This window comes from Candidatus Hydrogenedentota bacterium (genome assembly GCA_016791475.1).
GTDB lineage: Bacteria > Hydrogenedentota > Hydrogenedentia > Hydrogenedentales > JAEUWI01 > JAEUWI01.
Genome location: JAEUWI010000306.1, coordinates 1 through 618 on the forward strand (window position 1 = coordinate 1; position 618 = coordinate 618).

Consider the following 618-nt stretch of genomic DNA (forward strand, 5'->3'; position numbering starts at 1 on the left):
TGATGCCGTCGTTGTCCGAGTCGAGGTCTTGCGCATCCGGTACGCCGTCGCCGTCCGTGTCCTCGTTCGGCGTCGTGTTGCCCGCATCGCCGAATCCGTTCAGGTCCTGGTCGGCCACATCGGCCAGACCGTCGCCGTCCGTGTCCGTCGGAATCGGGCCGGTGCCCACGATGCCGTCGTTGTCCGGGTCGGAGCCGCCGCTTTCCACCACGTCCGTGATGCCGTCGTTGTCGGAGTCGAGGTCTTGCGCATCCGGTTGTCCGTCGCCGTCCGTGTCTACGTTCGGCGTCGTGTTGCCCGCGTCGCCGAAGGCGTTGGGGTCCTGGTCGGCTGCGTCCACGATGCCGTCGCCGTCCGTGTCGGTCGGTACCGCGCCCGTGCCGGCTATGCCGTTGTTGTCCGGGTCGGAGCCGCCGCTTTCAACGATGTCGGTCACGCCGTCGTTGTCCGAATCCAGGTCTTGCGTATCCGGGGTGCCGTCGCCGTCCGTGTCGGGGTTCGGCAGCGGCGTACCGCCGTTGTCGGTATCCACCACGTCGGCCAGGCCGTCGCCGTCGGTATCCGTCGGGATCGGGCCGGTGCCCACGATGCCGTTGTTGTCCGGGTCGCTGCCGCCGG

1 protein-coding gene is annotated in these 618 nt (G+C 68.9%); it reads right to left on the reverse strand.

Annotated elements, in window-relative coordinates; genetic code table 11:
- The coding region (locus JNK74_29355; protein MBL7650283.1) for a thrombospondin type 3 repeat-containing protein at positions 1-618 on the reverse strand (618 nt) is incomplete at both ends.